This is a genomic window from Devosia sp. (assembly GCF_041917035.1).
Lineage (GTDB): Bacteria > Pseudomonadota > Alphaproteobacteria > Rhizobiales > Devosiaceae > Devosia_A.
Window position 1 is genome coordinate 1 of record NZ_JAYRYM010000207.1, and the last position, 6,578, is coordinate 6,578.

Genomic DNA, 6,578 nt, shown 5'->3' on the forward strand with positions numbered 1-6,578 from the left:
GACTGCCGCGTCGGGCGGCAGTCCTGACTCGCGCACCAGCGTGCGCCAGGTGAAAAAGCTCATGGCCAGCGCCAGGGCGGCCTTGCCTGCCTCGCCCAGGCCTGGCGAGAGCGATGCGGACATGGCACCGAAGGCGCCGCCGAAGCGCATGCCCGAGATCTCGCGCAGCACCGGATTGGTTTCGGCGTCGCGCAACACGTTTCCCGTCACCGCTTCGTTGCGCTCGAACCAGCCATAGAGGGCTCCGAGCGCGGCGCGCAGCCGCGTCTCCGGATCGTTGACCGCCTCCCAGGCCGATGGATCGGGCAGCGGCTCGCGCTCGAGGTGCAGGCCCGAGCACGCCATCAGCATCGTGCGCTCGTCGGGAAAGTGGGCGTAGACCGTGTGTCGCTGCACGCCGGCGCGCTCGGCGATCATGCTGATCGTCGTGGCGTTCGGGCCGATCTCGCAGTGCAGGGCGACCGCCGCCTCGACGATGTGCTGGCGGGTCTCCGCCTCGGCCTCGGCCCGCCGGGTCTTCACGTAGCTTCGTGCCATCTATATTTCAATGCACACGTCTGTGCACCCATTCATCTGCGGTTCAGAATCCATTGCACATATATGTATCGCGAAATGCAATTGAGTTCCAGAGGAGCTGAACATGGACACCCCAACCTTCATGGGCGCACGCCGGACGGCGCCCGACGTCACGACCTTCACCGGCTTTTTCCCCATCGGGCCGCTCGGCATCCTGCCCGCCAACTCGCACTTCATCCACGCTCGCGAGCCGATTCTCGTCGATACCAACGGCATCGCCTTTGAGGAGCAGTACCTCGAGGCGCTGCGCCAGATCATCGATCCCGCCGACCTCAAGTGGGTCTATGTGAGTCACACCGATCTCGACCATATCGGCAACCTCGATGCGGTGCTGAAGCTGGCACCCAACGCAAGGGTGGTGGTGCCGGGCCTCGGCGCCGCCAAGTTCGGCCTGCGCAACGATTTCGACATGAGCCGGCTGGTGCCGATGGATCACGGCCAGCGCCTCGACCTCGGCGATCGCGAACTGGTGCTGCTGAAGCCTCCGACCTATGACGCCCCGGAGACGACCGGCTTCTTCGACACCAAGACCCGCGTGCTGTTCAGCGTCGACGCCTTCGGGGCGTTGCTCGATACCCCCTACGAGGAAACCGAGGCCATCCCGGAGGCGACGTTGCGGGACGGCATGACCACCTGGGCCGGCATCGACGCGCCGTGGCTGGGTATGGTCGACAAGACCCGGCTGGGGCACTTGCTATCCGATATCGCGCGGCTCGATCCGACGGCGATCATCTCCGGCCACCTGCCGGTCACGGCCGGCGGGATGATTCCCAGGGTGCTCGGCAACATGCTCGGCGCGCTGTCGGAAGACCGCTTCGCCCACCCCGATCGCGACAGCATCGAAGCGCTCTTCGCGCTGCCGGCGGTGGCATGATGGAGGCGAGCATGGATATCCCGGGCGCCCGGCGCGACAATGCCGGCCTGATCTCGGTGCCGATCGATCGCGTCCGGCCCGGTTGCCGCGGTCCGGCCTGTCCCGCCTTCGCGCTGTGTCAGGGCCGCTGTACCGAACGGCGCAATCCTGCACTGACGTGACGCGAGGCCGCCCCATGGGCGGCCTTTGCTTTTGCAGTCGTCGCACCTAGATTGCGGCCATGCCGCTGATCGACCCCCCGAAATCTCCGCCCAGTCCACCGCCGGCGCTCGATCTGACGGCGCGACGAGTCGTGCGCTACAGCCCTTGGTTCATCTGGGGCGTGGTGGGGTTCTGGAGCGCCTTCATCGCGGTGCAGCTCTACGTCACCGGGGGCGACTGGCTGTCGGCGCTGCGCTTCGGGGCTCCGGGCCTGTTCATCGGCGTGGTGCTCGGCATCCGTTTCCGCGACGCCTGAAGAAGCGAAGGGCTCCGGCGGTATCGCACGGAGCCCTTCATTTCGTCGTCGGCCTATCGGAGGGCCGCCCGCTACTCATGAGCACGCGAGGCGTGACGGCGACCGGACCGCATCGCGGAGATATCGGTGCGGGTCAGCCCGATATCGCTCAGCAGGTGGTCGTCGAGCTTGAGCAGGTCGCTGAGCGTGCGGTTGCGCTCCGCACGGCGGAACAGCGACGTCAGGTAGTTCGTCATCGGTCTTCTCCTTTGGTGGCTGGTGCCAGTCGTTGCGGGGGGCTTATGATCATCCTCCGGTGAATGGCGCATGAACGCTGCCATGCCCCCGACGGGAGCGCCGCAGATGCCTCGAATCTCCTTGCCGTCCTTCCCGGTGGAAGGCGGTTGCCAGTGCGGGGCGGTGCGCTACCGGCTGACCTCCCCGCCGCTCGCCGTCTACAATTGCCACTGCCGCGACTGCCAGCGGTTGAGCGGCGGCACCCACTCGATGTCGATGGTGATCCGGCGTGACTCGCTCGAACAGCTGGGAGGTCGGCTTGCCGCCTACGACAAGCCCGCCGACAGCGGGCGCGTGGTACGCATGTTCGGCTGCACCGTCTGCGGCTTCAAGCTGTGGAACGAGCCGCTCGCCTCGCCGGCGATACTCGTTCTCAAGCCCGGCTCGCTGGACGATCCGGGCTGGGCCGTCCCGATCGGCAACATCTGGGCGGACAGCGCGCTGCCCTGGGCGGCGATCGATCCTGAGCTGGTCAACTTCTCCGGCCAACCATCGGACCGGCAACCGCTCTTTGATGCCTGGCAGGCCGCCACGGTCTGAGCACTGGCTTCGGTTGCCCGAATCGGCCGGCAACCTCTCGGTCCCCGGAGGAACGAGGTTCGCCGTGTGCACTCCGCACGCGCATGCTAGAAGGCCACCTGCGGGCACAGAGGAGCAGATATGTCGAAGGAAGACGTGGCGCGGATCATCGCGCAGGAGCAGGGCCTCGTTTTCGAGGCGTTCGACGAGGGGACGGCCTTTTCGCTGGGCAGTCGCGTTCGCGAGCGGGCCCTTCGCGAGCAGCTGGGGCTGGTCGTCGATGTCCGCACCTTTGATCGCACGCTGTTCTACGCGGCCATGCCCGGGACCTCGGCCGACAATGCCAACTGGGTGCAGCGCAAGGTCAACACGCTGACCCGTCTGCTCAAGTCCAGCTATCGCGTGGTGCTCGAGCGCACGTTCGAAGAGCGGGTGTTCCCCGCCCACAGGGCGCTCGATCCGGCGCAGTTCGCCATTGCCGGCGGGGCCTTCCCGATCCGCGTCCGCGGCTGCGGCATCATCGGCTGCATCACCGTCTCGGGGCTGCACGAGCGCGACGACCATCAGGTCGGCGTCGAAGCGATCTGCGACGAGCTCGGGCTCGACAAGACTCCGTTCATGCTGCCGCCGCTTTAGCCGGGCGACGCGGTGGACGAGCTTGACAGGGCACGGGCTGCGGCTGCAACTCCTCCCCGGCTGCGGAGCGCCAGATGAAACTCAACTACCTCCTGCTCGACGTGTTCACCCAGCAGCGGCTGAAGGGCAATCCTCTGGCCGTCGTGCTCAAGGCGGACGGGCTGCTCGACGACCAGATGCAGGCGATTGCCCGCGAGTTCAACCTCTCCGAGACTGTGTTCATCCAGAAGGCCAGTTCCGAGCGCCATTCGGCCGCCGTCCGCATCTTCACCCCGCAGGTCGAGCTTCCCTTCGCCGGGCACCCGACCGTCGGCGCCGCAGTGGTGCTGGGGCTGCAGAATCGTGCCAGCGCCATCCGCATCGAGGAAACGATCGGGGTCATCACCTGCGTTATCGAGCGGCTGGACAAGCACATGGGCCACGCGCGCTTCGCGCTGCCCAGGCTGCCGGCCGAAGTCGGCAGCGCGCCCGCCCGGCTCGCCATCGCGACGACCCTCGGGATCGATCCGGACGAGGTGGGGTGCGGCAGGTACGAGCCGGCGCTCTTTTCGGCGGGCGTGCCGTTCTATCTCGTTCCCGTCCGCAACGCGGCCGTGCTGAAGCGGCTCAAGCTCGAGCGCCGCGGCTGGGACGAGATCTACCCCTTCGGCCACGGCGCGGTCTATGTCTTCACCGAGACGCCCGAGGAAACGCGCATCGACTTCGCAGCCCGCATGTTCGCGCCCGGCATGGGCCTCGGCGAGGATCCGGCGACCGGCGCCGCCGCCGCGGCCCTGCTCGGGTTGATCGGCCGGTTCGCCGAGCCCGGCCAGCATGAGTATCGCCTGCGCCAGGGGTACGAGATGGGGCGGCCCAGCCTCATTTCCCTGCAGTTGCGCAAGGAGAACGAAGCGCTCGTGCATGGCGGCATCGGTGGCGACGCGGTGATCGTCGGCGAGGGCGTGCTCGACCTCGGGGACTAGCCGCGGGGGACTAGGCCCGGCCTGTCGCCGGGAGTAGCCTTGCGAGGTCAATCGAGGGCTTGCGGAATGTCGATCGTCGGACTGATTCTGTTCTTCATACATATCGTCGCCTTCATCGTGGGCGGCGCCAACTCCGTGGTGATGCCGATCCTGGGGGCCAAGATGGCCTCGGCGTCGCCCGAGGTACGTGCCGAACTGGCCGATTTCGCCGAGCGCCTGGCGCGTCTGGGCAAGTGGGCCATGGTCACCCTGCTGGTGACCGGCGTGCTGGTCTTGTGGCTCAAGTGGAACTGGGTCATCCCCAATGCCTGGTTCTGGGTGAAGATGGCCGGGATCGCGGCCATGCTGGTGTTCATCAGCCTCAACGAGATGAACGGCAAGAAGGCCCGCGCCGGTGACCGCGAGGCGGCGGCGCGATCGAGGCAGTTCGGGCAGCTGACGGCGCTCAGCTTTGCCATCGTGCTGGCCTCGGCCGTGTTCGCGTTCAACTGATGCCCAGGCTCGACCACATCAACATCGATGTCGTCGACGGGCCGCGCATGGTCGCCTTTCTCGAGGCGGTGCTCGCTGCGGAGGACGGCGCACGGCCGCCCTTCGCCTTTCCGGGGCACTGGGTCTATCTGGACGGAGCGCCCTGCATCCATCTCAACATCGTCCGGCGCGGGGAGGACTATCCGCGCGGGATGGTCAACCACGTGGCCTTCGGCGTCTACGACTTCGCCACGGCGAAGGCCCGGATCGAGGCGGCGGGCTACCCGTATCGGATCACCGGTATCCCCGGCAGCGAGATCGGGCAGTTCTTCGTCGAGGGACCGGAGGGTCTGCTCGTCGAGGTGCAGTTCCGGCGCGCGCCGCAATCGTGAACCGCGCAACCGGGACTGCCGATGGCTGACATCGACCTGCCGTTCGCCGCGCTCCTGATCCTGCATATGCTAGGGCTGATGCTGGTGGCCGCGGCCTTCCTGCCGCTTGTCGGCATGCTGGGCAAGGGCGACGAACCGCCCCGCACGGACCGGCTGCTGACCCGCTTCGGCCACTACGGCATCATCGTGCTGCTGCTCACCGGACCCCTGATGGTATGGGTCCGCTATGGTAGCTATGACGGGCTCAGCCATTGGTTCTGGCTGAAGATGGCGATGATCGTCTGCCTCGCGGGCGGCGTAGTCCTCTCCGCCGTCTCGGCCCGGCCGATGCGCGAAGGCAGCACGGCGGCGGCGCGGCGCGTGCGGGTCGGACGGGCAATCGCCATCGTCTCGCTCCTCGGCATCGTGATTTCCGCCGTCTTTGCCTTCCAGTAGCGGCCGCACTGTCGTCCGGACTTGTGCGGGAAGCCGATTTGCCCCATTATCCCACCCGCAATCGGATATCGCCCCATGCAGCGCACGCGCGCCATCGCCATTGCCGCCGCCGAACAGAAGGCTCGTGAGAGCCGGATGCTCGTGCTTGCGGCCTTGCTGCTGCTGCCGGCCGCCCTGCTCCTCATTCTTATCAGCCCCTGATAACCGGCAGCTCGGAACGCGAGCGGGTGGTCAGGGGCGTGCGAGAATAAGCCGAACACCAGTTTTGTCCGGCCGCGTGGGATTTGCATCCCCGGCCGATTGATGGGAAGACCGAGATGACCGCCACCGACACCGCGACCAACAAGGATCGCGTCTATATCTTCGATACCACGCTGCGCGACGGCGAGCAGAGCCCCGGCGCCACCATGACGCTGGAGGAGAAGCTCCAGGTCGCCGAGGCGCTCGACGAGATGGGCGTCGATATCATCGAGGCCGGGTTCCCGATCGCCTCCAATGGCGACTTCGAGGCGGTCGTCGCCGTCGCCAAGCAGGTCAAGAACGCCGTCGTCGCAGGCCTCGCCCGCGCCATCCCGGGCGATATCGCGCGGGCGGGCGAGGCGGTGCGGCACGCCAGGCGCGGCCGTATCCACACCTTCGTCTCCACCTCGCCGATCCATCTGGCGCACCAGATGAAGAAGACCGAGGAGCAGGTGCTGGAGATCATCACCGCCACGGTGACGCAGGCGCGCGGCCTCATCGACAATGTCGAGTGGAGCGCCATGGACGCCACGCGCACGCCGATCGATTTCCTCGCACGCTGCGTCGAACTGGCCATCAAGGCCGGCGCCACCACCATCAACCTGCCCGACACCGTCGGCTATGCCGTTCCCGCCGAGCACGAGGCGATGTTCCGCTCGATCATCGAGCGCGTGCCGGGCGCCGACAGGGTGATCTTCTCGGCCCATTGCCACGACGACCTGGGCCTCGCCGTGGCCAAT

12 protein-coding genes and 1 pseudogene are annotated in these 6,578 nt (G+C 67.1%); 11 read left to right on the plus strand and 2 right to left on the minus strand.

The window, feature by feature from the left end:
* Positions 1-537: TetR/AcrR family transcriptional regulator (locus ACE3TU_RS17100; protein WP_374626363.1), on the minus strand; the 537-nt coding region annotated here is incomplete at its 3' end.
* A gap of 103 nt (positions 538-640) precedes the next feature.
* Between ACE3TU_RS17100 and ACE3TU_RS17105 the strand changes: the two genes are divergently transcribed.
* From ACE3TU_RS17105 to ACE3TU_RS17115, 3 genes are read left to right on the plus strand one after another with little or no spacing between them, the layout of a single operon-like run.
* Positions 641-1,450: an MBL fold metallo-hydrolase gene (locus ACE3TU_RS17105; protein WP_374626366.1), complete on the plus strand. Its 810-nt coding sequence runs from the start codon at positions 641-643 to the stop codon at positions 1,448-1,450.
* 11 nt (positions 1,451-1,461) lie between these two features.
* Positions 1,462-1,611 carry a hypothetical protein gene (locus ACE3TU_RS17110; RefSeq protein WP_374626368.1) on the plus strand — a complete coding sequence of 50 codons (150 nt, stop codon included), beginning with the start codon at positions 1,462-1,464 and terminating at the stop codon, positions 1,609-1,611.
* A gap of 59 nt (positions 1,612-1,670) precedes the next feature.
* Positions 1,671-1,907 carry a hypothetical protein gene (locus ACE3TU_RS17115; RefSeq protein ID WP_374626370.1) on the plus strand — a complete coding sequence of 79 codons (237 nt, stop codon included), beginning with the start codon at positions 1,671-1,673 and terminating at the stop codon, positions 1,905-1,907.
* 71 nt (positions 1,908-1,978) lie between these two features.
* On the opposite strand, the gene ACE3TU_RS17120 is transcribed toward ACE3TU_RS17115, so the two are convergent.
* Positions 1,979-2,143, minus strand: coding sequence for a DUF1127 domain-containing protein (locus tag ACE3TU_RS17120; RefSeq protein ID WP_374626372.1), 165 nt, complete (start codon positions 2,141-2,143; stop codon positions 1,979-1,981).
* Positions 2,144-2,249: 106 nt separating this feature from the next.
* On the opposite strand from ACE3TU_RS17120, the gene ACE3TU_RS17125 reads away from it, so the two are divergent.
* The 8 genes and pseudogenes from ACE3TU_RS17125 to ACE3TU_RS17160 form a co-directional block, all read left to right on the plus strand.
* On the plus strand, positions 2,250-2,723 hold the full coding sequence (locus ACE3TU_RS17125) for a GFA family protein (RefSeq protein WP_374626374.1): 474 nt from the start codon (positions 2,250-2,252) through the stop codon (positions 2,721-2,723).
* Positions 2,724-2,843: 120 nt separating this feature from the next.
* The gene (locus ACE3TU_RS17130; protein WP_374626376.1) at positions 2,844-3,338 is read left to right on the plus strand and encodes a heme-degrading domain-containing protein; all 495 of its coding nucleotides are present in this window, start codon (positions 2,844-2,846) and stop codon (positions 3,336-3,338) included.
* A gap of 74 nt (positions 3,339-3,412) precedes the next feature.
* On the plus strand, positions 3,413-4,300 hold the full coding sequence (locus ACE3TU_RS17135) for a PhzF family phenazine biosynthesis protein (protein WP_374626379.1): 888 nt from the start codon (positions 3,413-3,415) through the stop codon (positions 4,298-4,300).
* A gap of 66 nt (positions 4,301-4,366) precedes the next feature.
* Positions 4,367-4,792 carry a hypothetical protein gene (locus tag ACE3TU_RS17140; RefSeq protein WP_374626381.1) on the plus strand — a complete coding sequence of 142 codons (426 nt, stop codon included), beginning with the start codon at positions 4,367-4,369 and terminating at the stop codon, positions 4,790-4,792.
* Positions 4,792-5,163: a VOC family protein gene (locus ACE3TU_RS17145; RefSeq protein WP_374626384.1), complete on the plus strand. Its 372-nt coding sequence runs from the start codon at positions 4,792-4,794 to the stop codon at positions 5,161-5,163. The genes ACE3TU_RS17140 and ACE3TU_RS17145 overlap by 1 nt, the downstream gene beginning before the upstream one ends.
* Before the next feature lie 21 nt (positions 5,164-5,184).
* Positions 5,185-5,598, plus strand: coding sequence for a hypothetical protein (locus tag ACE3TU_RS17150; protein WP_374626386.1), 414 nt, complete (start codon positions 5,185-5,187; stop codon positions 5,596-5,598).
* Positions 5,599-5,673: 75 nt separating this feature from the next.
* Positions 5,674-5,799 carry a hypothetical protein gene (locus ACE3TU_RS17155; RefSeq protein ID WP_374626388.1) on the plus strand — a complete coding sequence of 42 codons (126 nt, stop codon included), beginning with the start codon at positions 5,674-5,676 and terminating at the stop codon, positions 5,797-5,799.
* Between the two features lie 116 nt (positions 5,800-5,915).
* A pseudogene (locus tag ACE3TU_RS17160) lies at positions 5,916-6,578 on the plus strand (2-isopropylmalate synthase); the annotation flags it as partial.

What these genes read in the sequence shown, in the direction of transcription:
- ACE3TU_RS17130 (WP_374626376.1), top strand. Translation starts at nt 2,844, where the DNA reads ATGTCGAAGGAAGACGTGGCGCGGATCATCGCGCAGGAGCAGGGCCTC.
- ACE3TU_RS17125 (WP_374626374.1), top strand. Translation starts at nt 2,250, where the DNA reads ATGCCTCGAATCTCCTTGCCGTCCTTCCCGGTGGAAGGCGGTTGCCAG.
- ACE3TU_RS17115 (WP_374626370.1), top strand. Translation starts at nt 1,671, where the DNA reads ATGCCGCTGATCGACCCCCCGAAATCTCCGCCCAGTCCACCGCCGGCG.
- ACE3TU_RS17105 (WP_374626366.1), top strand. Translation starts at nt 641, where the DNA reads ATGGACACCCCAACCTTCATGGGCGCACGCCGGACGGCGCCCGACGTC.
- ACE3TU_RS17120 (WP_374626372.1), bottom strand. Translation starts at nt 2,143, where the DNA reads ATGACGAACTACCTGACGTCGCTGTTCCGCCGTGCGGAGCGCAACCGC.
- ACE3TU_RS17150 (WP_374626386.1), top strand. Translation starts at nt 5,185, where the DNA reads ATGGCTGACATCGACCTGCCGTTCGCCGCGCTCCTGATCCTGCATATG.
- ACE3TU_RS17140 (WP_374626381.1), top strand. Translation starts at nt 4,367, where the DNA reads ATGTCGATCGTCGGACTGATTCTGTTCTTCATACATATCGTCGCCTTC.
- ACE3TU_RS17110 (WP_374626368.1), top strand. Translation starts at nt 1,462, where the DNA reads ATGGATATCCCGGGCGCCCGGCGCGACAATGCCGGCCTGATCTCGGTG.
- ACE3TU_RS17155 (WP_374626388.1), top strand. Translation starts at nt 5,674, where the DNA reads ATGCAGCGCACGCGCGCCATCGCCATTGCCGCCGCCGAACAGAAGGCT.
- ACE3TU_RS17135 (WP_374626379.1), top strand. Translation starts at nt 3,413, where the DNA reads ATGAAACTCAACTACCTCCTGCTCGACGTGTTCACCCAGCAGCGGCTG.
- ACE3TU_RS17145 (WP_374626384.1), top strand. Translation starts at nt 4,792, where the DNA reads ATGCCCAGGCTCGACCACATCAACATCGATGTCGTCGACGGGCCGCGC.